21 protein-coding genes and 1 pseudogene are annotated in these 24189 nt (G+C 55.3%); 4 read left to right on the top strand and 18 right to left on the bottom strand.

What is annotated here, in order from left to right; genetic code table 11:
* Positions 1–15: 15 nt before the first annotated feature.
* On the bottom strand, positions 16–1563 hold the full coding sequence (locus tag H7R76_RS07770) for a hypothetical protein (protein WP_182967424.1): 1548 nt from the start codon (positions 1561–1563) through the stop codon (positions 16–18).
* A gap of 294 nt (positions 1564–1857) precedes the next feature.
* Positions 1858–2274 carry a transporter gene (locus H7R76_RS07765; RefSeq protein ID WP_182967422.1) on the bottom strand — a complete coding sequence of 139 codons (417 nt, stop codon included), beginning with the start codon at positions 2272–2274 and terminating at the stop codon, positions 1858–1860.
* A 300-nt stretch (positions 2275–2574) separates the two neighbouring features.
* On the opposite strand from H7R76_RS07765, the gene H7R76_RS07760 reads away from it, so the two are divergent.
* Both H7R76_RS07760 and H7R76_RS07755 read left to right on the top strand, forming a co-directional pair.
* Positions 2575–3279: a response regulator gene (locus H7R76_RS07760; protein WP_182967420.1), complete on the top strand. Its 705-nt coding sequence runs from the start codon at positions 2575–2577 to the stop codon at positions 3277–3279.
* Positions 3276–4358: an ATP-binding protein gene (locus H7R76_RS07755; protein WP_182967418.1), complete on the top strand. Its 1083-nt coding sequence runs from the start codon at positions 3276–3278 to the stop codon at positions 4356–4358. Before H7R76_RS07760 ends, H7R76_RS07755 begins: the two co-directional genes overlap by 4 nt.
* Here the strand turns inward: H7R76_RS07755 and H7R76_RS07750 are convergent.
* Together H7R76_RS07750 and H7R76_RS07745 are read right to left on the bottom strand one after the other, a co-directional pair.
* Positions 4320–5265 (bottom strand): annotated as a pseudogene (locus H7R76_RS07750) (ATP-grasp fold amidoligase family protein). The gene H7R76_RS07755 and the pseudogene H7R76_RS07750 overlap by 39 nt on opposite strands.
* Positions 5266–5428: 163 nt before the next feature.
* The gene (locus H7R76_RS07745; RefSeq protein WP_227673949.1) at positions 5429–6391 is read right to left on the bottom strand and encodes a LysR family transcriptional regulator; all 963 of its coding nucleotides are present in this window, start codon (positions 6389–6391) and stop codon (positions 5429–5431) included.
* Between the two features lie 52 nt (positions 6392–6443).
* Here H7R76_RS07745 and H7R76_RS07740 point away from each other — a divergent pair, with 52 nt between their 5' ends.
* Positions 6444–7193 (top strand): pirin family protein, encoded by a 750-nt coding sequence (locus H7R76_RS07740; RefSeq protein WP_182967414.1) that lies wholly within the window; start codon positions 6444–6446, stop codon positions 7191–7193.
* A gap of 85 nt (positions 7194–7278) precedes the next feature.
* On the opposite strand, the gene H7R76_RS07735 is transcribed toward H7R76_RS07740, so the two are convergent.
* The 11 genes from H7R76_RS07735 to H7R76_RS07685 form a co-directional block, all read right to left on the bottom strand.
* Positions 7279–8238, bottom strand: coding sequence for a YbgA family protein (locus H7R76_RS07735; RefSeq protein ID WP_182967412.1), 960 nt, complete (start codon positions 8236–8238; stop codon positions 7279–7281).
* A gap of 13 nt (positions 8239–8251) precedes the next feature.
* Positions 8252–8782 (bottom strand): DUF3833 domain-containing protein, encoded by a 531-nt coding sequence (locus H7R76_RS07730; RefSeq protein WP_106924299.1) that lies wholly within the window; start codon positions 8780–8782, stop codon positions 8252–8254.
* Positions 8779–9303: a hypothetical protein gene (locus H7R76_RS07725; RefSeq protein ID WP_182930262.1), complete on the bottom strand. Its 525-nt coding sequence runs from the start codon at positions 9301–9303 to the stop codon at positions 8779–8781. Before H7R76_RS07725 ends, H7R76_RS07730 begins: the two co-directional genes overlap by 4 nt.
* A complete protein-coding gene (locus H7R76_RS07720) occupies positions 9300–9785 on the bottom strand; it encodes a DUF2878 domain-containing protein (protein WP_106924297.1) in 486 nt (161 codons plus the stop codon). Before H7R76_RS07720 ends, H7R76_RS07725 begins: the two co-directional genes overlap by 4 nt.
* Positions 9782–11002, bottom strand: coding sequence for an SAM-dependent methyltransferase (locus tag H7R76_RS07715; protein ID WP_106924296.1), 1221 nt, complete (start codon positions 11000–11002; stop codon positions 9782–9784). The genes H7R76_RS07720 and H7R76_RS07715 overlap by 4 nt, the downstream gene beginning before the upstream one ends.
* On the bottom strand, positions 10999–11721 hold the full coding sequence (locus tag H7R76_RS07710) for a DUF1365 domain-containing protein (RefSeq protein WP_106924295.1): 723 nt from the start codon (positions 11719–11721) through the stop codon (positions 10999–11001). Before H7R76_RS07710 ends, H7R76_RS07715 begins: the two co-directional genes overlap by 4 nt.
* Entirely contained in the window at positions 11721–12977 is a 1257-nt protein-coding gene (locus H7R76_RS07705; RefSeq protein WP_182967410.1) for an NAD(P)/FAD-dependent oxidoreductase, read from the bottom strand. Before H7R76_RS07705 ends, H7R76_RS07710 begins: the two co-directional genes overlap by 1 nt.
* Positions 12974–13693, bottom strand: coding sequence for an SDR family NAD(P)-dependent oxidoreductase (locus H7R76_RS07700; RefSeq protein WP_182967408.1), 720 nt, complete (start codon positions 13691–13693; stop codon positions 12974–12976). Before H7R76_RS07700 ends, H7R76_RS07705 begins: the two co-directional genes overlap by 4 nt.
* Entirely contained in the window at positions 13690–14124 is a 435-nt protein-coding gene (locus H7R76_RS07695) for a nuclear transport factor 2 family protein (RefSeq protein ID WP_106924292.1), read from the bottom strand. Before H7R76_RS07695 ends, H7R76_RS07700 begins: the two co-directional genes overlap by 4 nt.
* Positions 14125–14334: 210 nt before the next feature.
* Positions 14335–15063, bottom strand: coding sequence for a MerR family transcriptional regulator (locus H7R76_RS07690; protein ID WP_182967406.1), 729 nt, complete (start codon positions 15061–15063; stop codon positions 14335–14337).
* A 102-nt stretch (positions 15064–15165) separates the two neighbouring features.
* A complete protein-coding gene (locus H7R76_RS07685) occupies positions 15166–15597 on the bottom strand; it encodes an organic hydroperoxide resistance protein (protein WP_106924290.1) in 432 nt (143 codons plus the stop codon).
* A gap of 140 nt (positions 15598–15737) precedes the next feature.
* Here H7R76_RS07685 and H7R76_RS07680 point away from each other — a divergent pair, with 140 nt between their 5' ends.
* Positions 15738–16217: a MarR family winged helix-turn-helix transcriptional regulator gene (locus tag H7R76_RS07680; protein ID WP_106924289.1), complete on the top strand. Its 480-nt coding sequence runs from the start codon at positions 15738–15740 to the stop codon at positions 16215–16217.
* 42 nt (positions 16218–16259) lie between these two features.
* Here the strand turns inward: H7R76_RS07680 and H7R76_RS07675 are convergent, their stop codons facing one another.
* From H7R76_RS07675 to H7R76_RS07665, 3 genes are all read right to left on the bottom strand, one after another.
* Positions 16260–20792: an AIDA repeat-containing protein gene (locus H7R76_RS07675; RefSeq protein ID WP_182967404.1), complete on the bottom strand. Its 4533-nt coding sequence runs from the start codon at positions 20790–20792 to the stop codon at positions 16260–16262.
* A 77-nt stretch (positions 20793–20869) separates the two neighbouring features.
* Positions 20870–22099: an autotransporter strand-loop-strand O-heptosyltransferase gene (locus tag H7R76_RS07670; RefSeq protein WP_182967402.1), complete on the bottom strand. Its 1230-nt coding sequence runs from the start codon at positions 22097–22099 to the stop codon at positions 20870–20872.
* Positions 22100–22377: 278 nt separating this feature from the next.
* Entirely contained in the window at positions 22378–24162 is a 1785-nt protein-coding gene (locus H7R76_RS07665; protein WP_182930257.1) for a diguanylate cyclase, read from the bottom strand.
* Positions 24163–24189: the final 27 nt, after the last annotated feature.

Raw genomic sequence — 24189 nt, 5'->3', positions numbered from 1 at the left:
AGCTCTTGCCTGACTCTATTTATCTGCGGCCTGTATTGGTAAATATTGGGCAGTGGAATTAAAAGGAGCATTATCACCTATTTCACTGATCAGAACTGTAGGAATCCCACTCTTAATTTCGGCTTGGGAACCTAACGTCCAGGTAATAACCACAGAATTGTTTGCTAAAGGTATTATATTGGTATCTGGAAGTTTCGGTATTAACGTCATAATTTCAGCGGCCTGTTTCTCGACGTTATTTTGTAGTGTCGTCCATGTCCCAACCACTTCATCCGATTTACTTTTAATGTCAGCGAATGAAGGGGCTATCTGTTCCGTCAGCTTTCCAGTAGCATCTTTAACATAGGGTAAATCTGTCAGGCAGTTAACATTTTTGGCAGAAATGCAACCTACAACCTTAGCCGCAGTAGTTATATCTGGATTTCCATCCATTATGGTTTTCACTGAATCTTGGGCATTTTGTACCAGCACATTCCCTGATGACTTCAGAAACGCATTTGTAATCGCCTTTTCATCCCCACCTGCTGCCGCAACCGCAATTCCGCCAACTGCACCAGCGATTGCCGCTTTTTTTACAACGTCACTAACCGTTGCACCAGGCATTCCCTCAGTATATACCCCCCCTTGCTGCTGAATCGCCGCTACAAGCCCCATCCTGAATGCCAGGTTTACATCACCAGTTAGTTGCAAGGTTTTCCATGCTGCATATGCGGCAGCTCCAGCAGGACCTCCATATACAGATGCGGCATAGGTAGCCGCCATATCCAGAATGGCGCTTTTTTGTGTCGCTTCAAAAAAGTTTTTTTCAGTGGCATGTAATGGGCTCACTCCTGAGGACCACATTGCATCGATTATTTTTCCTTCTTGAAGTTGATTGGCTGTATTTTGGAGAATATCGAACTGGGCGCGAGTATCTTTTACCGCAAAGTCTGCAACTGCTTTGCCGGCCTCGGTTATATCGTTAAAACTTCGCTTCGCCTGTTCGCCAATGTCATGCCAGGCTTTTACGTATGTTGCCACTATATCTGTGACACCTTTAACTACTGTTTTAACCGAATTATTTGCCGTTTCCTGAACAACAGAAATCTGTTTATTGATTTCATTGATAATAACCCCTGTACTTGAAACTAATGTTGCGACAAGCTGTGGAGCCAATTGTTCAGGCTTCAATGGTTTCACATCCACGACGACTGAACCGTCTGGATGCTGTTTTATCCCCGGAGGCAACAACTCTGGTGGGACTTTCGGAATACCTCCTCCAGGTAATCCTGGAATCTTTGGAACCCCTGGAATATCTGGAATTCTTGTAATTCCTGGAATATCTGGAACCAATCCCCCAAATAAATAATTGCTCACATTATGATTGGGGAGTGAGTCAGAAGCTAACGGCTTGGTTGCATTTTCTGCTGGTGCGGGTGGCTGCTGATTGTAATCATATCCCGGAGAGCAGATGATTATCACATTCTGTGGTAAATATGTTGGTGTTTCTGCGGACATTACATAAACAGGGCCAGCGGAAAGGAACAGCATACTCATTCGCAGGTAAACTTGTTTTCTATTCATGGACTTCCCCCTATGCAGCAATTGCACGCTTAAACACCAAAGTTTGAAGGTGCTGCTACCCATTGCTTAAATCTTTGATGCCAAATGTTCTGAAATCCATAATAGGAAACTATCAGAGAAAGGATGGTGCTCACTAGAATGGGGGGTGTGGTTTAGAGTTACGGTTTATCAAACAGCCTATCTAAAACCTTCCCTTGTAGGGTGAAGGCCCCAGATAAGAAGTCATTCATAAGGTATGAAATAATTAAGTGCTGTGAATCACCACAGGCTTAACAGAAACGTACGAGCAAAAAATCAAATCATCCTGATCACTAAATGCATAGGCGTTGCACAAAAAAAGAATAGCGCAAAACACTCATAATAAAAAATAAAATCATTAAACCCCGGCATAATATTTAAACAAAGATTAAAAACAAAAACACTCTGCATAAATACCAACACCATCCCCAATGTAATACCGATAAAATATTTTAGCGCCCCCGCCCTTCTTTGAGTCATAAAAGCGAAAAACGCTGCCATGGTCAAAACAGGAATGAATGGTGAGGAGAGTATGGTTGTCGATACCTTTTCACCAATAGAGTGAGTAAGATAAAGCCAAAAATATAATATACCCCATGAAATAAAAACAAATAAAAATAATGCCATAAAATTCTCACGGCGCACGTCAATCACAACCATTCCCCCTGCATGACGATATATTTGCTTCACCATTAAACGTTCTCTTGCTTTGATAAATGGTGGTTACAATACTCATCTTCCCTGTCTTGGTTACTCATCATAGCTACACAATGTTGACTGTTCATTTCAGAAATGTGTAGCCAGTATGGAGAAGCGGATAATTAACCTACACGAATAATAAAAATATCGCCCTGAACCATTTTAAAATAATCCGGTCATAGTGTACTCATCTTAAAAATTGATAGAGATTATTGATTAAGCCATCTTTAAAATGACGGTAAACGTTTTTTCAAGGTAAAATGCACTCAATTCATCGGTACTGTGGAAGTCAACATGAACAAAAACAATCTGATTATCGTCGCTGAAGACGATGATGATATCGCCGCCATACTGATAGGCTATTTGCACAAGGCAGGCATGCAAACCTTAAGAGCTGAAGATGGCGAGAAGGCTGTCAATCTTACCCGTCTCCACAAACCCGACCTCCTGTTATTGGATATTCACCTGCCCATATATGATGGCTGGAATGTTTTAACCACGTTGAGAAAGGAAACCAATATTCCCGTCATTATGGTGACCGCTCTGGATCAAGACGTTGATAAACTGATGGGCCTGCGGCTTGGGGCTGACGACTATGTGATAAAACCCTTTAATCCATCCGAAGTTGTTGCCAGAGTTGAAGCCGTACTTCGCAGGACCCAATCGAACGCCGAGGTTACGCCTTCAAGGCCTGTAAGAACGCCTTTCGTGACCATTTTTCCTGACGAATTTTACGTTGAAATCACCGTACAAGGTCAGGTTTCCGCCCCCGTATTGACGACAACTGAATTTAAGCTTCTAACCTATTTAGCCAGAAATCCGAGGAAAGTGTGTTCGCGCGAAGAACTACTCGATGCATGTTTGCCCGAAGGGGATTCGCTGGATCGCACCGTCGACAGCCATATGAGTAAACTGCGCAAGAAACTTGAGCATGCCGGACTTAAAGGCGTTCCTGAAAGCATCAGAGGGTTAGGCTATCGCCTGGGTGATAATAAATGAAGAAAGAATCAATTCTAAGTCGCCAGATACTGACACATATGCTGTTGCTGACATTCATTATTATTGCCATCGTTATACTTGGTACCTCCTTATTCTATAGCTTTTTGATTGACTACCTACCGGGGGGGACAAGCGCAGCGAATGACGATAACATGACCTTACTTGATTGGATGTGGATTCTAATCGCTTCAATCATCAGTCTGGCCGTTTCACTTTTTTTTACCGTAAAACTGTCTGCCAGAATATTAAAACCCTTAAATGCCGTAGCATATAGCCTGAAACAAATCTCGCAAGGAAACCTTAGCGCAAGAGCCGCGAGTAGCCATTCCCAGCTCGGTGAGATGAATCAACTGGTCAACGATTTTAATGAGATGGCGGAAAAATTACAGACGCTGGATACCCAGCGCAATTTATGGAATGCCGCAATCGCCCATGAACTTCGGACCCCTGTAACGATTTTACGTGGAAGGCTTCAGGGATTAGTTGAGGGGGTATTCGAACCGGAACCCGCTCTGTTCAAAAACCTTCTTAAACAAACCGAAGGCCTGACCAATTTGATCGAGGATCTTCGTGTTGTCAGTTCTTCCGGAGGGGCTAAATACACGCTGATACTCAGTGACGTTGATCTTGAGGCGACAATCTCGAATGCACTGGATACCTTTTTGCCGGACTTTGCAGCGAAAAAATTCAAAATCATAACCGAACTACAGTCCCAGCACAGTCTCTGCGATCCTCTACGTATTATCCAGTGTCTGACCGTACTCTTTGACAACGCCTTAAAATATTCCGTTCCGCAAACGCTTTTAATCAAGAATGGGATCATCGGGAACGATCATTTTATAATCGTACAGGATGAAGGGCCAGGGATCCCTGAAGCGTTCCAGAGATCCTTATTCCAGCCTTTTCAACGAGGAGAATACGCCAAAAACAGTCATCCAGAGGGATGGGGTTTAGGACTCTCGGTAGTACAAGCAATTATGCGTGCCCATGGCGGAAACGTAACCTACAGCTTAACACCAGAAAACGGCTCAACGTTCAAGCTATCGTGGCCTGTTCAAGGGGTAAACAGGCTCAATTGAGCCTGTTGTTAGCCAGAGACAAATCCCACAGACTCCCGAGTTTAGCATCCCATATTGCTGGTGTGATTTTCAGTTTGCCTCTTTTAGGACTTAATGTTATTTCACTAAAATAGACATCTCTTCCTTTTAGCATAAGATCGACGCGGCAATACTCTATTTCGTTTGCTAACGCCTGAGCAGCAATAACTGATTTGTTCAATGAAGGTGGCTCCTTAATCGGGATCGGCGTGTTGGGATATTCCATCTGAAAAGGTTGCAAATTCCACGAACGGTCATAGACATTGATGAACCCGCAGCCATTATCATCAGTAAAATCAGCTTCAATAAAGCAGGCCACACCATGAAAACAGTGTATTCTTAACATTTCCGGGGTGACATTCCTGTCCTGATTAGTGAATAAATCAAGGTATCTCTCGCAGAGAATGACGGGGGTAATATTTTTATATTGCCACTCTCTGGTTGTGTAGTACATATTCTTTTTAAGCGCTAGCTTCAACCTATTCCTTGCTCTATCGAAGTCAAAGCTTGCCTTATCCTTACATATAATCACACTGCCGCTATCATGATTGCATTTTAAGACAAATTTAGCAGGGAGTTTATCAAAATTTATATCTTCTACGCGCGGGTAAACACCAATTAATGGGATGACATTAACTAGGTTCGTGCATCTTTCTACGTATTCCCTGACGGCAAACTTGTCCGCAAGCATGGTATAGAATGGGTTGTGTTCGAATACCATTCGATGACAAATCTTCTCATTAAGTGTTAATGGGTTATAGAGATCGGCGTCACCGCCTGATATTTTATTAAGTCTGGATGTATGAAAAGAAACGTCTGTAGATAAATACCCCCTGCACTTCCTGAAAAAATACTCAATATACTTAATGTGATAATTTATTTTATTCATCAATCCTCCAGCTCAGAATCGTTATTCTTACAGAGGATTATTGATTTATATTGCACAAATGATGGAGCGTATATGGAGAGGCGAATCTGTCGTCATCTCCATATTGATGGTCTCGTGTCTTAATTTATCCTAATCGCCGATCGCGGTAAGCCCATTCAAGGTTTCACCCCTCCGCCCGGCCCCCACTCTCTCCAGCTCCAGCCCCCGCCAACGCGTCGCGCAAATACTGCATCAACACGGTCACCCGCACGGGGGTAAACTGACGCGAAGGCCGCACGATTGACAGCGGCAGCGGCGGCGGCGCGTAGCGTTCAAGCACCGGGACGAGCGCGCCGCCGCGCAGCGCGTCTTCGACGATATACCACGGTAACATCGCAATCCCCATGCCCTGAATGGCGGCTTCGCGCAGCACATCGCCATTATTCGCGGCCAAAGGCACCCGGGCATCCAGCTCTTGTTCGCCGCTGGCCAGCGCCCACTCGTTGCGGGTGGAGAGCAAGGAATAATGCAAACACTGGTGGTGCTTTAATTCCGCCGGTGACGCCGGCCTGCCGTGGGTTTTCAGGTACTCTGGCGAAGCGCAATACAGGCGCGGCATCATGGCGATGGGCAAACTGACCAACGACGAATCCTGTAATTCACCGATGCGTAAAGACAGATCGATACCTTCATTGAGCAGATCGCTGACGCGGTCTTCGAGCTGTAATGTCACCGTAATCTGCGGGTATGTTTTCAGAAACGCCGGCAGCAGCGGGGCGAGCTTCTGGGTGCCAAAACTTACCGGCGCACCGAGCCGAATAATGCCGCTGTAGGTTTCCTGCGCACAGTTAAGCCGCTCTTCTGCCTGCTCGAGCGCGCCTAAAATCCCTAAAACGTCCTGATAGAATTGTTGCCCGCTGGGCGTTAAATCAAGCTGGCGAGTGGTGCGATTGATAAGCTTCACGCTTAACGCCGTTTCCAGAGCGGAAACCCGGCGGCTGATGGCCGCGCTGCTGGTATCAAGCTGGATGGCAGCATTATTAAAGCTGCCGCTTTCAACCACGGCGACAAAGCTGCGAAGTGAGATGAGGTCGTATTCTTTCATTTTGCGTAATGGTGTCTTACCTGAGCCCTGATTTATCTGCATCCATCCCCTGCCTATGATACGTGCATCAGAACAACATTGAGGATCATCTGTTATGGCTAGTCATTATCGTAAAAAAGGCGCGGAACTGCTGCATTATCTGCCAGCCAGTGAATATCATCCAGCGAACACCTATTTTCATTTTTCATTCGCGAACTATTACGACCCTGAAAACATGCATTACGGCGTGCTGCGGGTGGTAAACGATGATGATGTTAAACCACACAGCGGCTTCGATCGCCATCCGCATAAGGATATGGAAATCGTCAGCTATCTGGTGAAAGGCAACCTGACCCACTGGGACAGCGCAACGCAGGTCGAAGACGTGCTAAGCCGTGGGCATGTGCAGACGGTCACCGCAGGCAACGGCGTGTGGCACTCGGAGCTGAACAACCATGATGACTGGTGTCGCTTCCTGCAAATCTGGATTCTGCCGCCCAAACAAGGTCTGGAAGTGCGTTATGAAAACCATAAATTCACCGATCAGGATCGCGAGAACAAGCTGCTGCATATCGTCGGCAGCCTGCAAAATGAAGACGATGCCCCGCTGCATCTGAATCAGGATGTGAATATGTTTGTCAGCGAACTGACCGAGAGCGATGCAGAAGTCACCTATGAGCTTAAAGCCGGTCGCCAGGCCTACATCAACAGCATTGAAGACAGCGTCAATGTCAGCGGTATTGTGACCCTGGATGAACGTGATTCACTGGAAGTCGTCGGGCCAATGACCCTGACCTTCAAGGCGAAAGACAAACACGCGCACTTTATTATTATTGAAATGGGCGAATGGGCTGACGAACAATAGGCCGTTCAACGCCATAGCCGAAACGCGCCACCTTTTTAAGGCGGCGCGTTTTTTTCTGCCCGCGGCCAGCGGTAGGGAATGGCCCTTAATTTACCGTCAGCCGTAGCGCCAGATCCTGCGGATAGGGGTCGAAGTAATTCTGCGTCAGCAGGTAGCCGTCCGGGTATTCCGCAAGATAGTGCTTCAGCAGGGTCATCGGGGCGAGAATCGGCAGCAGCCCCGCCCGATAGTTCAGAATAACCTCACGCAGCTCTCCCCGCTGACGCATCGTTAGCTGATGGCGAAAATATCCCTGAATATGCATCAAGACATTGGTGTGGTTTTTACGCGAAGCAGGCTTCTTAAGGATCGCCATCAGCTTGTCACGATAGGTCACAAAGAAGGCCTCCAGATCCTCCCACTGGTGCAGCGTCGCGACAAACGGGCCAATTTCGCGATAGCCCACCTGATGATGCGCCAGCAGCTGCAGTTTATAGCGGCTATGAAAATCCAGCAGACCCCGGCGGGTCAGGCCGTTTTTACGCAGCGTATTGAGTTCATGCAGCGCAAACACCCGTTCGACGAAATTTTCGCGCAGCAGCGGATCGTGCAGTCGTCCGTCTTCTTCCACCGGCAGCCAGGGATATTTCGCCAGCAGCGCGGCGGTAAACAGACCAACACCTTCTTTACGTCCCCGGTTTCCCTTTTCGTCATACAACCGCACCCGCTCCATACCGCAGCTGGGGGATTTGGCGCAGACGATAAATCCCGACAGTTCGCCCAGCCCGGACAGGTACTCGTCGCAAAAAGCGTGCATTTTTTCGCTGACATCATCATCAGGCGCGTGGCTGAAGCGCATACGGATATCGCCTGCCGTCGTTTGTACCAGCCGCAGCGCCGGTCGCGGGACCGGCAGGCCGATGGCCATCTCCGGGCAAATGGGCCGGAAGGCCACCCAGTGCGCCAGCTTGTCCATCACAAAGTCCGTCCGTTTATGCCCGCCGTCGAAGCGGACGGCCGCGCCGGTTAAGCAGCCGCTGATGCCTATAACAGGTTGCGTGTTCATGGGCGCCTCCTCGCTACTGCGCTTTACGGGAGAAGAACAGCGTCACCGTCCCCACGGTGAGGCCAAATTTCTTCATCTCAGTTTTATTGAATAAATGTTTGCCGTCCTGGAGGTACATCCAGTCGTCAAAATGCAATAGCCAGGTTCTGCCGCTGGCTTTCACATTCATGCTGTAATGCCAGTTGAAGGCATTGCCTGCCGATTTACCCGTTGCCACGCCGTCAATATCACCCGCAGTGCCCTCATAGCGGTCAGCGCTAAGACGACGGATATGCCACACCCGCTGCTGCTTTTCGCCATCGTCATACACAAACCGTTCGTTGAGGGTCAGGGTCTCGCCAACCACATCGCCGTTGATTTCAACGTGGAAGCGGCGAAGCTGCTTACCGCTGCGATCCTGCACCATCCCCCAGGCCTCCGTTTCCCCCTGGAAGTAGTGAAAAATATCCAGCACCGGCTGCTGCTGGCGGTAATCGGCAACGTCGCTGCTACAGCCGGTGAGTTGCATCATCAGCGGCAGGCATAGGGTCAATAAACGTTTCATTTTTTACCTCCGGTGAGCTGCTGACGCAGCTCGGGATATTGCGTGCGGGGTCCCAGCCAGATGGCGAGGAAATTTTCGCTAAAATCAGCCGACTGCGGTTTCCCGAGCGGTATAAAGCGCGGCGCGCTCGCGGATGCGCGATACCAGAACTGCCCCTGCTTTGCGGTCAATACAAAGGCCAACTGCGCCCCTGGCGCAACGTCCGGCCATAAATCCGCAAGCATGCGTAGCCAGGCCCCGCTCTGCGCTTCGCGTGTAAGAATCCCCTGCGCCTGCCACTGCTCACGCGTGGCGTCGACAAGCGCCTCCCGGTCGATATTGCGTTGATACGTGATAATCAGCGCCTGATTTTGCCATTGCCCGCGGTAGTGCCCGTCGGGCGTGAGCAACTGGGAGGTGTAGACCGTAAACGGTCCCCACGTCAGCGTCGCCTCCCCTGCTTTGCGCCAGCTTAACCAGTCAGCGGCAACGGCAGGCGTTGCAACGAGTAGCCACAGCAGTAACAGCACGACAGATTTCATTGCCGTTTCCCCATCAGGATGTGAAACGCCAGCATGAGCGCCAGCCACCCGGCCGCCATTGCGCCCATAACAACCGGCACAGGCTGTACAAAGGTCATCGCACCCAGCTGCGCGCCCGCCAGGTAGGCGACCGGGCCACCGCAGGTTGCTATCAGCGCCAGCACCCATCCCGGCAGGGTGGTGGAATAGGTCAAACGCGTCCAGACGGCAGCGAACATCAGCCACAGCGCCATCAGCCACAGCGGCAACGGCGCGGCACCCTGAAAGTGAATCAGCCCCGACAGCCCCCACAATACATCTAACCCGCCGCCCGCCACGGCCAGCAGCAGGGCATACAAACGGTAGGCCGACGGCAGCAGAATGCAGGCCAGGATGGCCAGCGCCAGCCATAATAGCTGGCCGCGCTCGCGAAACATCACCACCAGCAGCCAGTAAAGGTCGAAGCCAATGGCCAGCAAAAAGAGCGAAAAATGACGTTTCATACCCGCTCTGCCGTTAGCTGCACCACGCTGATGGTGCGGGCCTTAAATCCGGCCTCACAGTAGCCAAAGTAGTAAAGCCACATCCGGCGGAAGCGCTCGTCAAACCCCAGTTTTTCAATCTCCTGCCAGGCGTGGATAAACCGCTGCCGCCAGTGGGCCAGCGTCCGGGCGTAATCGGGTCCCATATCAAACAGGTTGCGTACCACGAAATCGGTGTGGCGCGTCATCAGTTCGCTCATTGCCGTAATGCTGGGTAAAAATCCGCCGGGGAAGATATAGCGCTGAATAAAGTCAACGCTTTTGCTGTAGTCGCGATAGCGCTGATCCTGAATAGTGATGGCCTGAATCACCATTTTGCCGCCGGGGCGTAAACGCGCCTGGCAGGTGCGAAAGAAGGCAGGCAGGTAGCGTTGCCCCACCGCTTCAATCATCTCTACCGACACCAGTTTGTCGTACTGACCGGTGAGATCACGGTAATCACACAGCAGAACCTCAACCTGCCCCTGTAGCCCCGCGCGGTGAATACGCGTGCGGGCCCACGCAAACTGTTCTTGCGACAGCGTGGTGGTGGTGACGCGGCAGCCGTAGTGACGCGCGGCGTACTCCGCCAGCGCCCCCCAACCGGTGCCAATCTCCAGCAAATGATCGCCCGGCGTTAGCGCCAGCTGTTCACACAGCCGCGCCATTTTAGCCTGCTGCGCGACGCTCAAATCCTGATCGTCGGCGCTAAACAGCGCGCTGGAATAGAGTAAATCCTCATCAAGGAAATGCGCGTAAAAGGTATTGCCCAGGTCGTAATGCGCGGCAATATTGTCCCGCGCCTGCTGGCGATGGTTGCGCCGGGTCCAGTGGCGCAGGCGTTCAACGGGCCGCCCCAGCAGACGAAAACCACGCTCCAGCCGCTCAAGCAGCTGGCTATTGGCGGCAAAGAGCTCGAGCAATACGGTGAGGTTATGGGTTTCCCACTCGCCATCCATCCAGCTTTCAGCCACGGCCAGGCTACCGCCGGTCAACGCACGCCAGTAAACCTTCGGCGAGAGGATCTCCACCTCGGCGCGTAATGCCGCAGCCGCCTCGCCAAAATGAAAGGTCTGCGCCCCTTCCCGCACCGTCAGCGAGCCGCCGCTGAGGCCGCTCAACAGGCGAAACAGCAGCCATCGCGCAGCTCGCACGTTGCGCGGAATGTCGGGTTCAAGCGCAAAGACGGGTTCGGTCATGATCGTTTACTCCTGCTGGCGGGATGGGCGTGAAGCGGCACACGCTTTAGCCAAAGCTTCAGCGCCTGCCAGTAAATAGCGAGTACGGTTTTCAGCGTCATCAACGGGATGCGCCACTGCAGCGTGCGCAGATTGGGTGGCGTCAGCGGTTCGCGTTTGAGCATCAGCGTGGCATCAAAGATCTTCGCGGCCTGATGATTTTCAATATGCATATGCAGCGTGCTGCCCGGCGGGTTGAATCGCCAGTGGTACACCATATCCATCGGGTTAAACGGCGACACGTGGAAGGTTTTTGCCAACGGCTGCGGCGTTACGGCATTAACGGCATAGTAGTGACGCTCATTCCACGGGGTGTTGCGTACCTCCGCCAGCACCCAGCGCAGAGTCCCGGCACGGTCGTAGCAGTAGTAGAAGTTGACCGGGTTAAAATGAAAGCCGAAATAGCGCAGTTGGGTCAGCAGCATCACCCTGCCATCGGGGCGCTCGCCGGTCAGGCAGGCGAGCCTATCCAGCGCCGCCGCTTTGAGCGGCGTGCCCAGCGGGTAATCGACATCATAGAAAGCCGCAGCGGCGAAGCGATTGCGGCGCACGCCGGCATCGGCAATCCGCGTCAGCTCATCCAGGTCGAGCCAGGCCATAAACACCTGATAGCTAAACTGGTGCGCCGTCGGCTGAAGCCGGCGATGGCGTAACACGCCCTGATACAGGCAGCTGTTCATCAGGTGCCCTCCTGCGCGGCGATGCCGTGCACCACATCCAGCGCGCTGCGTACCCCATCTTCATGGAACCCGTTGTACCAGTAGGCGCCGCAGAACCAGCTGCGATGCTGGCCGTTTATCTCATCACGTCGGGCCTGCGCCTGCCAGCTCTGCGGGTTAAACAACGGGTGTTCATACACGAAGCGCTGCCAGACGTAGCGCGCGTCAATCGGGGCATCCGGGTTGAGCGTAACGCAGAACAGCGGACTGCCTTCAGGCAGCCCCTGCAAAATATTCATGTTATAGGTTACGTAGGCGCTGGCCTGCTCTTGCCCACTCAGGCGATAGTTCCAGCTTGCCCAGGCGCGTTCGCGTACCGGTAGCCAGCGACGGTCGCTGTGCAGCACCACCTCGTTGCGCTGCCAGCCAATAGCGCCCAGCACGTCATGCTCGGCGGGGGTGGCATCGCCCAGCATCGCCAACGCCTGCCCGGAATGACAGGCGAAGATCGCCTGGTCAAAATCCTGCGCCGCGTCGGCGGCGTAAACCGTCACGCGGTTTTCGTCGCGCATCACGCGCTGTACCGGCGTATTCAGGCGCAGCGTCAGACGCTCGCCAAGCTGAGCCAGCATCGCGCGGATATACTCCCGCGAGCCGCCGGGGACCACGTACCACTGCGGGCGGTGGGTGATATCCAGCAGGCCATGGTGCTCAAAGAAACGTAAGAACAGCGGCAGCGGAAAGCGGCGCATTTCCTGTAAGGATGACGACCAGATCGCCGCGCCCATCGGCAGAATATAATGGCGAGCAAAAAAGGCGCTGAAGCCATGCCGATCGAGAAACGTTTGCAGCGTGGCCTGTGCATCAACGTTGTGCAATGCCTGCTTCGCCAGGCGATTAAAGCGGACTATTTCTTTTAGCAGCCCCCAGAATACCGGGTTCACCAGGTTACGACGCTGGGCAAACAGCGAAGTGAGCGTATGGCCGTTGTACTCCATGCCGCTGTGCGGGTTATGCACCGAGAAACTCATCGGCGTTTTTTGCCCCTGGATACCCAGCTCGCTCAGCAGCCCCATAAACCGTGGGTAGGTTCGGTCGTTGTAAACGATAAAGCCGGTATCAATGGCGTATTGCCCCTGCGGCGTGGCGACATCTACCGTGGCGGTATGCCCACCGACGGTCGCCGCCGACTCAAACAACGTCACCTGATGATGCCCGGCCAGACGCCAGGCGCAGGTCAGCCCGGCAATGCCGCTGCCGATAATCGCGATCTTCATGAGCGCACCATCCTGCGCAACAGGCTGCGCTGTAAACAAGAAGGCATGGCAGCCAGCACGCGCAGGGCTGCGCCAAACCCCGCCGGGAAGACAATGTGATTTTTGCCTTTGGTCAGGCCGCGGCGAATGGCTTTGACCGCCTGTTCAACGCTGACCTGCCCCGGCATCGGGAAATCATTTTTGCGGGTTAAGGGGGTGTCCACAAACCCTGGAGAGACCAGCGTGACGGCAATACCTTTTGGTTCCCAATCCAAACGCAGGCTGTTGGCAAACCACGTCAGGGCCGCTTTGGATGCGCCATACGCCTCCGCGCGCGGGAACGGCAGCCAGTGCGCCATCGAACTCACCAGCACCACGCGGCTGCCGGAAATCAGCTGCGGCTGTAGCACGTCAAGGCAGTTTACCGGCCCCTGAAAGTTGGTGGTCATGACCCGTTCAACCCGTTCGGCGTCGACCTGACCGTGGTCGAGATATTCGCAGGTCCCGGCACACAGGATCGCCATATCGGGGTAGCACTCCGCGAGCGCCTGGCGACAGGCGTCCCTGTCTGTCATGTCAAACGCACGTACGCTGATATTGGCGCTGTACTGACGCAGCATGTCCAGCCGCCCCGCGTCGCGGCCGCAGGCGATAACGTAATAACCGTCATCGGCCCAGGATTTGGCGAGCCCGGCACCAATACCGGAGCTGGCACCGGTGATGAGGACAGTCATCATGCTCGCACCCTCCTTTTCACGCCACGAACCGCCCAGCCTAACAGCGGCAGATGTTCATAAAGCATTTCACCGGCGTCATAGTAGTCGCGCTGGCGAAGCACCTTTTCCCCGTGAATATCAACAATCGAGCACCCCGGCAGTATGAGCGTCTCACCGCCGGCGATACGCGGGTGCGACCAGTGCATGGTCCACGACACTGCAAAACGCAGGCCGTGATGCAACGGGGCATCAATGGAAAAGCGACAGGATTCAACGTTAGCCAGCAGATGGGTGAAGTAGCGGTGGATGGCGAGCATCCCCTTATGCTCGCCAAACGGATCGACAAGCGTGGCATTCGCGTCGTACAGCGCGCTTAGCGCCGAAGGCGGCTGGGTGTCCAGACGGGCGTAGTAGTCAACAAACCGGTCAATGACGGATGGTATTGTGCTCATGAATTCTACCCCGAGTCGTCAGCACGTCGCGTTGTCGCATACTTAAAACTTACACAAATACTTTTATTTGTCCAAGTTTTGGATTAAATATTTTTAATAACCAAATATAATCAATAAATTACAAAAACCACGCCGATGCATTAATTTGGCGTGAATATGAAAAAAAACCACCGCGAGGGTGGTTTTCAAAGGAAGCGTGCAACAAGGGCGTTAGAGCGAGATAACCTCGAGAGAATTAACCTGCTGCTGCCAGAGGTCTATTTGTTTCTGGCGGGCAGCGGTGAGCTTGCCGCTGGTAACCAGCAGCCATTTGCGTTCCGGGAAGATTTCCGGTGCCAGCGTAGTCGGAGGCTGGGGAAGAACATCGATACGATGCCCCTGGCCGGTGCGGCGCAGCGCCTCAAGCCAGATCTCGCAGGGGTCGGTGAGATGCCAGCCGGCAATCAGGTAGTTATCGCCCGGCGCGCGTTTATCCCCTTCCAGGCAAAACGAGGTGTAAGAGAGGATGATCCCATCAAGAATTTCACGCAGCGTCATCATCGTCGGTACGTTAGCCGAGACCTTGCTGCGCAGCGGGCGCAATACTTCAGTCACCAGTTCCGGGCGAGGATACTCGCGGCCAGCGTCGTAAATCTGCTGACGTAGCGACTCAATTTTGCCGTCTTTCAGGCGCTGCAGCATACTTTCCTGTAGGGTAAGCCAGTTATTGGTCCGCCGCGCGCCGGGGCGCGCCAGCAGCGGTTTGACCTGGCTGACGGGGACGCCCTTTTTGACCCAGTCGAGAATTTTCAGCGCCTGCTGGATGTCGTCGTCGCTGTACAGACGATGCCCGCCGTCGGTGCGTTCAGGCTTGAGAAGGCCGTAACGACGCTGCCAGGCGCGAAGCGTTGTCGCGTTAATCCCGCAAAGCCGCGCAAATTCACCAATGGAGTAAGACATACCGAACACCCGATCGCCAACGATACTCTCAATATACTACGAATCGTGCCGGGCGAAAAAACAGATACCCCTATTGTCATTCATAGGGATATCCGCGGTGCATCAAATATCAAACGTCTCCACGACGCTGACATGGAGGCGAACAGCAATATTGCCGCGCGTCGCATTGGAATAAGGACAGACCTCGTGGCCCTTCTTCACCAGCTCAATGGCCGCATTTTTGTCCAGGCCGCGGACTTCCACGTCCAAATCAATATCCAGGGCAAAGCCGCCCTGCGCATTTTGCCCAATCCCCACGGCACAGGACGTTCGGGTCGCGACGCCGGTCAGCTTCTGTTGCTGGGCAATGTGGATCAGTGCGTTATCGAAGCAGGCCGCATAGCCCATCGCAAACAGCTGCTCAGGGTTAGCGCCCTCTTTTCCACTCTCATTGGTGAAGCTCACCAAATCCAGCGCGAAGGAGCCGTCGTCCAGCGCCACATGACCATCACGACCGCCGACTGAAGTTGCACGGGTTTTATAAAAGATTTTCATAGCAGTAGCCCTTTTCCAATGAGTTATATCGAATGCGATTTAATATGATGATAAGGATATCGTGAAACGGTTCCGTGTCAATCCATCTGGCAAAAAAAATCGCATGCGATATAATTTCAGGGAATTTTCAGGGGTCACTTATGAACGACAACAACGCGGTCCACCCGTTTGAGCACGGCGATTTTCCAAAACTGGAGGATTTTCTCTGTTTTGCTACCTACACGACCAATCTCGCCTTCGGTAAGGCTTATCAGCCTTATCTGGCCGAACTGGGGTTAACCTACTCGCAGTGGATTACGCTGCTGGCACTGGCGGAAGAAGACGGTCAGACGGTGAATCAGCTCGGTGAGAAGCTCTTTTTAGCGTCCAGCACCCTCACGCCGCTGCTAAAAAATCTCGAAAAAAAGGGCATCGTGATTCGTCAGCGCTCAAAAGAAGACGAACGCAAGGTGCATATTTTGCTGACCGAGGAAGGCCGGGCGCTGCATAAAGCCAGCCGCCGCTGCATGGATGTTTTTTATTCACTGGGGCTGACGCTGGAAGAAGTTCAGGTGCTGCAAAAAGCGATCGTTAAGGTGCGCGATAATTTGCTGCAGGCGGGGAACAGCGATAATCATTAAAGCATGACGTCGGGACCGTTCGCCCGACGTCATGCTCCTTAATTAACGGAACGACACGCCCAGATTCACCAGACCGTAGTAGCCACCCGCTTCGCTACCGTGCAGTGATTCAGACCAACCGCCCTGCACGCCCAGCGTCACGTTCTGACGAATGCGCGCATTCACGCCACCGTTCAGCCCTACGCTGGTGCCAGACAGGTTACTGCGGAACGATGCGTCAGACGCTGACACGCCTGGCGCCGACGCCGTGAATCCGCTGTGCCCGCCAAACGACTGCGTCACCGATGGTGTCACCCACCATGCCAGTTTTGCCTTCGCGTCCTGCTGTGTGCCCACCTTCAGACCCGCCCGCACCGACTGCTGACGGCTGTCGCGCCAGCTAAGCGCGGCGACCTCGTCCTGACCGTCGTTCAGGTTGACCCCCTGCACCGTATACTGGAGCTGCGGTTCCAGCGCCAGAGCCGGGCTGACGGAGAACGACTGCCCTATTTCCGCAGAGGCCAGCCAGCCCGTACCGTGAGTAGAGAGACGAGTGTTGTCATTAGAGGACGCGCTCAGGCTATGACGGCTGGCCTGCAATACGCCTTCCACGTGCAGACCGTCATGGCTACGGCCCGAGAGGTACGCACCGCCCGTGTACACCGTATCCCGATCCGTACCCGCATGGGCGCTACCGATATCGCGCCATACGTCACTGCGCAGCAGACCGGTGGCACCGTAAACACCCGCGCGCCAGTCGGCGTTCGCGCCGTCAAGTTGCCACAGATCGCCGCCTAACTGGAGGAAACTGTAGGTGCCGCTGCTTTCCGGCACGCTTGCGCCCGTGAGGCTACCGCTGTCAGGGTGGCTCAGCTTACCGGCCGCCACGCGTCCCCAAATGCGACTGTCCGGCGCATAGCGGAAGCGGGTATCTGACGAGCCCGCCACCAGGCGGTCATAGTCCATTGACAGCACCGGCATCGCCGCGTAGCTCCACATCGCCGCGCGGTAGTTTACCGGCCCCGTTGACGCGGAGGCTTGCCCCGGCTGAACCTGCTGCGAAGTCAGGTACCAGCTCTGGTCGCCATTTCGATACAGACTGTAAGCGTAAGCGCCCGCCACCAGCGGCTGTTTAAGGCTGAATGCCCCCGCGCCAGTGGTGGCACCGTTGATGGCCTGAACGACGGCAATGCCGTTGCCGGTGGTCTGTGCGCCCAGCCCGCCGCGGTTAAGCACGCGCAAACCGGTGCTGCCGGTGGCACTGCCGCCGTCGATCACCACTTTATCTATCGGTGAACTGCTGTCGCCCGCCACGGTATTGAGCGTGATGGTGCCGCCGTTACCAATAAGGTTGGTTGCGGTAAGCGTGTGCGGCGTGAAGGTGCCCTGGGACGGCACAAACACAATGTTACCGGCGTTGGTCAGGTTGTCCACCAGCGAGTCGCCGGTGATGTTCCAGGTACTGCTGCTGTCAATCGTCACGTCCGTCGGGTCAATAATCCCCGTCAGGGTGGCGCTGTTAATCAGCGAGAGTGAGGTACCGGCCAGAGCAATAATATCCGTAGTGGCCAACAGCCCGTCCATCACCAGCGAACCGGCATTGAGGTTGACCTGCGACTGGCTCAGCGAGCCGCCCAGCGTCAGCGTACCGGTGCCGTTTTTGGTCAACTGACCGCTGCCGGTGAGGTTGGTGTTCAATGAGGCGCTGGTGCTGGTGTCGTAGGTGGTGATGCCTTCGTTCACAAAGCTGTTATTGGCCAGCGTCAGGATAGCGCCTTCGGCGATATTCAGCAGCCCCCCCGCCGCCACGGTGGTATCCGATGCCACCCCGCCACGGCTGACCGACAGCGAACCACCGCTGTTGATTGTCGCCTGCAACGCCGTGCCGCCGCTGAATACGGATAATGCCCCGTTCGCATTCACGATGGTACCCTGCGCGACGCCGTAGACGTTTTCGCTACCGCCGGCATTCACTACCGTGCCGTGAGAGATATCGCCTGATTTTACGGTCAGCGCGCCGCCGTTCTCCAGCAGCACATTATTCGCCTGACCGCCGCTGACAGAAAATGCACCGAGCGCATTGGTACCGGCGATCGCAGCACGGGTACTGGCCTGTAAAGCCGCGCCTGCGGCCTGGAACACGCCCGAAGCGTTGCCACCATCAGCAACAGCAATCACGCCGCCAGCGTTGACCGTCGGCCCGGTTGCTACGCCGCCGGAAAAGACGCTGAGCGTACCGCCCGAATTCACGCTCGCGCTATTGAGTGCCCCGCCGCTGCTGACCACCGCCCATCCGTTGTCACTCACGCTTGTCGCCGTGGCCACCGCGCCATTGTTAATATATTGCACCCCGCCGGAAACCACGGTGGAGGTCACGGTGCTGCCAGAAAGGACGTACATGGCGCCGCCGGAATTGACGGCAGTACGCAGTGCCGTACCGCCGCTGGCAACGTTCACTACACCGAGGTTAACCGTGGTGTCAGAGGCGGTCCCGCCGCTGTAAATGTACTGCCCACCGCCCGAGGTCACGACCGTTGAAGTGGCATTGCCATAGACGGTCTGAATGCCTCCGGACAACGTAGTCGATGACGCAGAGCCGCCCACGGCAACATACTGTGAAGCCCCCGCGCTGACCGTGGTCGATGACGTGACGCCGCCATAATTGACGTATTCCGATCCGCCAGCCTTCACGACTGAAGATGTTGTGCGCCCCCCATTCTGGACATATAACGTACCGCTGTTAATCACCGACGAGATCGCCGAACCGTAGTTGTTCAGGGTTCCATAGCCGTTAACGGTGGTCCCGGAAGCGATGCCGCCGCCCATGATGTACTGCGTGCCGCCCGAAACGAGCGTGGCGCTGGTTGAGCCCCCCGAATACACCTGTTCATAGCCGCCGGCCTGAACCGTGGTGCTGACCGCAGACCCGCCGTTAAGGACGTCTTGTATACCGCCATAGCCAAGTACGCTACCCGTGGCATCCCCACCGGCTTCCACAAACAACCGGCCGCCATTTTCCAGCAGCACATTGCTTGCATGCCCGCCGCTGACGGAGAATCCCCCGAGGGCGTTCGTTCCGCTTACGGTTGCGCCCGTATAGGTTTGCAGCGCGCCACCGGAGGATTGCGCGACCGTCGACGCGGAACCATTGTCATAGACCACCAGCATACCGCCCGCTTCAATGGCGGTGCCCATCGCCGAACCGCCGTTGCTGACGTACTGCGCGCCGCCTTGTCTGATGACGGTATCGGAGGCGCTGTGGCCGGTTTCGACAAACATCGCGCCGCCATTTTCCAGCAGCACGTTGTGAGCATGGCCGCTGCTAACAGAAAACGCGCCCAGCACGTTAGTCCCGCTCACGGTGGCGCCGGTATTAATTTGCAGCGCACCGCCTGACAGCTGCGAAATACTGTCTGCAAAGCCGCCATTATAAACTCTGAGTGCGCCACCGGAATTGACGGTAGTGCTGACGGCGGATCCACCGCTGTTAACATAAGCGGTACCGCCCCAGTTAACGATCGTGTCGGATGCCTGATTCCCGGACATAACCTGTACGAAGCCGCCGTTTTCAAGCAGCAGATTTTCAGCCAGCCCGTTACTGACCGAAAAAGCACCGAGCGCATGGGTTCCACTGACGGTCGCCCCGGTATAGACCTGCAGCGCGCCGCCTGAAGACTGGCTCACGCTGCTTGCCGTGCCGCCATTAGTCACGGTCAGCGTGCCGCCAGCCCGGAGTGTGGTACTGACCGCCGAGTGGGTATTTTCCACATACAGGAAACCACCGTTTTCCAGCAGGACGTTGCTTGCCGTCCCCCCGCTGACGGAAAATCCGCCCAGGGTGTTTGTGCCGCTTACCGTTGCACCGGTATAAGTCTGCAGTGCGCCGCCGGCGGACTGCACAACCTGTGTTGCCGTCCCGCCATCATCGACCCGCAGCGCCCCGCCTGACCGCAATGTGGTGTTAACGGCTGATTGTGCGTTCGCCACATACAGAATCCCGCCATTTTCCAACAGCAAATGACTGGCTACCCCATTGCTGACGGTAAATCCACCGAGCGCATTGGTGCCACTGAGGGTGGCATTGGCATAAGTCTGCAGGGCGCCGCCCGAAGCCTGGCTGATACCGGACGCATTCCCGCCAGCGGCAACGTTAAGAAAACCGCCGGAATTCAACGTGGTGCTGGTTGCCGTGCCGCCATTGTTGACGTTCAGATGGCCGCCAGAATTCACGACGGTGTTCGCGGCCGCGCCGCCGTTATTGACGTTAATCACCGGCGGATAATAACCGTAAAATAACTCGCCGCCGACGTTGCTACTGCTCGCCAGGCCGCCGCTGTTGACATTGAGCGTTCCCCCGCTTGACACGGAGGCGCTGGTCGCCGTATCCCCGACGTTAAGCATCAGAGGGGTGTAATAGGTCACCTCTGAACCACTGTACGTCTCCGCTGCGGCGGTGCCGGCTAAGCCCAATAGTATCAGCGCCCCGGCGACGTTTTTCACCGCCAGCGGCGGACGCCCGCCGCTTCCCGCCTTCTCTGATGTCACTATCCACGCCTGGCGTGCTGCACTCCAGACGATCCTGTACGCTCTGTTCATACCCTGCCTCTTCGTTTTTTTTATTGTTTTCCGGTGCAGGTGCTGCTCCGGATGTCACTTCTGCTGTGTGGCGCTATTTACTCACCGCGCAGCTGCGCGTGGAGCCGGTCAGCCACGCCGCTGACCTGTTTTCCGGTGATCAGACGGGTGCACTCGTACTGACGTTCCGTGCCTTTATGGCGCGGGCACCAGAAAAAGTCTTTATGATCAAAGGTCTCATGCAGGCTGTCCCAGCAGCCGTTGCAGCCGTGGCTGCTGAACACGCGCCAGGGGGTGTAAAACTCGGCGTTCGGCAGGCTGAAGCCGCTAATCAGCACCACCGGTATTTTTGCCGCCCAGGCAAGCCACGACAGCCCGCTGGCCAGGCCGATAAAGAAGCTGGCGTGGCGAAGCAGATCAACCCGCGCCTGCAGCGGCAGGGCCCCGGTGAAGTCTTCTGCGCCGTAGGGGATGTGGTTCCAGACGAAGCCGTGCCCGGTGGTGGGCTCACGGTCAATACACAGCACCCGATAGCCAAGCGATTTCAGGTGGGCCACCACCTCCGTCCAGCCGTGGCCGTTGTTCCAGAACTTGGCCTGGCAGGTCGACTGCACGGCGATGCAAACGTAGGGCTGCTCAATGGTGCGCGGCGCGCTGAGATTAAGACGAGGCGGTGCTTCCGTGGGGTCAACCCCAAGGATGTACCCCGCGATGCGGTGAAAGCCGACCTGACGAAAATCGATGGGCTGATGCGTATCGTTACCGCCAAAAAACAGCCCCACGCGGTAGGTCGCATAAGGCGCCCTCTGCCGGACGGCATCCGGCGGCGAAAAGTGAATATCCGGATACTGGGCTTCCAGCAGCGCAATGATGTTAGGCGCCATAGAACACTCAAGTCGGCAGCCATGCAGCAGGCGGAAGCGCTCCGCGTAGTGGAACCAGCCCAGCAGGTCGCCCAGCGTGCCGGTGGGAAAGGAGATCAGCACGTCGCGACCTTCGAGATTAAGCGCTTCATCCAGCAGCAACGCGTTATCTTCCGCGCGCCAGACCTGAAGGCGAAAACGAACAAAGTATTTCTTTGCCGAAGTGACCCAGCCCGCGCCGGTTTCGCAGCGAAACAGAATGTTGCCGGAATCGTCATCCAGCAGCACAACCCGCCATCGCCCTTCGGGCAACAGTAAGCGCGCGCCGTCGTTGAAGTCGTAAAAAATGCCGCACGGCCCGGCAATAGCGGGCCTTTCAGGCGGAAGAACAAACGGATAAGAGGCCGCTTCAGCGGGCGCGGAAAATGAGGCCGTAACATCAGTGACAGGTATTGATTCGGGCATAGCATTTTCCCATTGTGAATGTCTCCAAGAGTGAAGAGCGCAGGGCAATCGTCGACGTGGCGTCGCTTCTCTTTTCATGAGCTCATTCGGACGGCGAAAAAGATAAGGCGGGCCTTATTCCATTTCAGCTATCCGGGTTATCGGAAGGGAAAAGGAATTCATTAGAGGGCAAGAAAGAAATATCAGCCGCGCCTGATACGGGCCGTTTTATCGTGGGTGAACGCAGGATAGCTTCGGCAGGGTGAGGACCAATAACGATATCAGCAGGATGCCCGCCCTCACCCTGCTTCCAGCATGCCAAAACTCACAATCCGCGCCCGGCCCAGCTCTTTTGCGCGATACAGCGCAACGTCGGCGGCGCGCAGCAAATTGTCGCTCTGCACATGTTCGGGATAGCTGGCAACGCCAATCGAGACATCCACATGGCCGATATCGGTACCAGCGAAGCGCAGCGCCATTTCGCGTACGCCGTTATAAATATCGGTCGCCACCCGGCTTGCGTCTTCTTCATCCATGTTGCTGAGCAGTACCAGAAACTCTTCACCTCCATAGCGGAAGGCTGTCCCACTGTCGCGCACCACGCGCTGAATAATCGCCGCAACGCTTTTAATCACGGCATCGCCCGCTTCGTGGCCAAAGCGGTCGTTGATGAGCTTAAAGTGGTCGATATCAATCATCAGGCAGCTTAGCGGCTCCTGGCTGCGCATCGCGTGGCCCAACAGCGTCCCCAGCGTGTCGTCGAGATGGTGGCGGTTACGCAGCCCGGTGAGCGGGTCATAGAGCGCTTTTTCCAGCAGCGCGTCGCGCAACCGCTGGTTGGCGAACGCCAGGCCGAGCGCCTCCGCCATCAGCTCCAGATAGGCGCGCCACGGGACGGTTTCCTCGCTGACATTCTGGAAAGACAGCAGGCCAATCGCCTCACCCTGCGCAATCAGCGGCACGCATAGCGTATGGTTAAGACAGGATCCCGGCAGATGGTAACAACCAATATCCGGTTCACCGTGCACCGGCGGATGGCTCTGCCCGCGCCGCACGGCCCAGCATTCATCCGGATGGAAAGGCGTTGGCGCCCCCTGCGGAGAAAGCCATTCCGCCACGCAGCGCATTTGCCAGGGCTCCCGGTCAAGGATGAACAGCCGCCCGGGCACGCCCGGCGCGATGTTTGGCGCGAACAGCTCCGCCACCTTAACCACATCGTCAAAATTCTCGCAGCCCTGGAGCCGTTGGGTCATACGCGCCAGCAGTTCGCGTATCGCCCAGCTGGCGTCGCGCTCCTTCTCAAGCCGCTGGCGTATCAGCCCGTTCTCGCGAAAAATGCGGATGGCCTGCGCCATATCGCCAATTTCATCAATCTGATTAAAGTTGGGCGGTTCGACGGCGTAATCCTGCGACGCCAGCCGGTGGATGACATCGCTCAGACGCTCGACGGGCCGGAGCACCCGGCGCTTCAGAATAAAGCCCAGCACAAACAGGAACAGCAGCGCCGTCAGCCCGACCATCACCTCAGACAGCGTACGCAGCGTGCGGGAAGCCTGGGTCGCATCATCAATAGCGTTGCGCGCGCGATTGTCGAGCAGCTGGCGAAAATGGTCGATACGCTCCTGCGCGCGATCCAGCTCCTGTTCATAAATCTTGCTGTACAGCAGCGCCATCGCATGTGAGGTGTCGCCCTGCGCCATGCTGTTGAGCGCCGTCTGCTGCTCGTCCTGGAGCGCATCCACAATCAGCACGCCTTCGTGCAGCAGGGCCAGCTCCTCCTCCGTCGCACCAGCATCCTTGAGTTTAGACAGCCGCTGTTCAACGTTTTTCAGCCGCGTTTCCCTCTGGCGATATTCCTTCAGCAGGTCCGGGTCTTTGCTGACCACATACAGCCGCGCAAGGTCGGACTGCGCCCAGGCATCGTTGTCCACTTCGTCGGTCAGTTGGTCAAACACCTGGCGCTGCGCCACCGCCTGGCGTTCGTGATTATCCGCGTTAGAGGCCATCAGCATGACAATGCCGGAGGCGATTGTCAGGCACACCGTCGCGCCGTAAGCCCAGTTTGTTATTGTGGCAATTCTCACCGGAGGGTTCCTTCTGCGACGAATAAT

It is taken from the genome of Klebsiella sp. WP8-S18-ESBL-06 (genome assembly GCF_014169755.1).
Taxonomy (GTDB): Bacteria; Pseudomonadota; Gammaproteobacteria; order Enterobacterales; family Enterobacteriaceae; genus Kluyvera; species Kluyvera ascorbata_B.
Note: the sequence above shows the minus strand (reverse complement) of the source record. Positions and strands in the feature narration are given on the sequence as shown.